2 protein-coding genes are annotated in these 1228 nt (G+C 43.5%); one reads left to right on the top strand and one right to left on the bottom strand.

Annotation, left to right across the window (positions count from 1 at the left end):
• On the top strand, window positions 1-662 hold a 662-nt coding region (locus ABHN01_RS25405), incomplete at its 5' end, for a hypothetical protein (RefSeq protein WP_429877853.1).
• A 166-nt stretch (window positions 663-828) separates the two neighbouring features.
• On the opposite strand, the gene ABHN01_RS25400 is transcribed toward ABHN01_RS25405, so the two are convergent.
• On the bottom strand, window positions 829-1228 hold a 400-nt coding region (locus ABHN01_RS25400; protein ID WP_429877852.1), incomplete at its 5' end, for an aldo/keto reductase.

Here is a 1228-nt window from a genome sequence, read left to right as displayed (position 1 = left end):
GTGCTGAACATGCCGACAGCCAGAATTTAATCGGGTATTTCCTTGTCGATATTCCGGCATGGATCCGCCATGCAAGCGGCAGTGATTTTAAACAGCTGGAAGGTTTAAACGAGCAGGAACGTAGAAGTAAACTATACGAGGTAGCGGCGAAATATTACGAAACGATCACAGCAAGCATCAGAAAGTACGATACTAACCACCTGATTCTCGGGGACCGATTTAACGGCAACAAAGGAATCCCGGAGGAAGTGCTGAAAGCCATGAAACCTTATGTTGATGTGCTGTCGGTCCAATACTTCACAAGCCCGGATGAAGCTGGTTACCAGCAAATGAAGGAAGATCTTGCCCAGTGGCAAGCCATAGCTGACAAGCCTGTTGTCATCGCTGATATCGGAAACTGGTGCAAAACGCATATGAATCCCAACCGCGTAAGTGACATTCATGATCAGGCAGGACGAGCTGACGATTATATCGCCTCACTGAACACGGTTCTTCATGAGCCATGGTTCCTTGGCTGGCATTGGTGCGCTCATCTCGAGAACAAAGCAAGAGGATGGGGAATTAAAGATCCATACGACGAACCTTACGCTGATTTTGTTGATCCAGTCAAAGACTTTAACAAAGGTGTCTACCAAAAGATTGAGGATCGTGTTAAGCTCTAAGAATAAGAGCGGTTTTTCCAAGAAGGCCTGTGACTGACTGCAGGCCTTCTATTTTCTTTGCTCATATTTTTCGTGTACCCATCTTAATAAGGCTCCAATGGAACATCCAATTCAGGCAGAAGCTACAACAAACCAGGTGTTCTTTTTGGTGATAGACCCATTCATTTTATATAATATCCAAAGGTGTTTTTCTTGTTGGTTTTGGAAATACCTCGTCCAATCTGTTCAGATCTTCTATGGTCAATTGAATCGTAGCAGCTTGATCATTGGCTAAAACATGTTCTTCCTTAACAGCTTTTGGGATAGCAATTACGTTGTTCGAACGAATGGTCCATGCAAGAGCAATTTGTAATGGTTGCATATTGTATTTTTCCGCAATCTCAATGATGGTTGGATCGCTTAGTAATTGTCTTCTTAAGCTTCCTCCCTGGGCCAGGGGACTATAGGCCATAATGGGCATGTTATGTTCATGATGCCAGGGTAGGAGATCATAATCAATTCCTCTAGAACCTAGATGATATAACACTTGATTTGTCACACATTTTTTTCCGTTAGGGGTATTCCAC

The sequence above is a fragment of the Fictibacillus sp. NRS-1165 genome (assembly GCF_050468105.1).
In the GTDB taxonomy this organism is placed as follows: Bacteria; Bacillota; Bacilli; order Bacillales; family Fictibacillaceae; genus Fictibacillus_C; species Fictibacillus_C terrinigri.
Note: the sequence above shows the minus strand (reverse complement) of the source record. Positions and strands in the feature narration are given on the sequence as shown.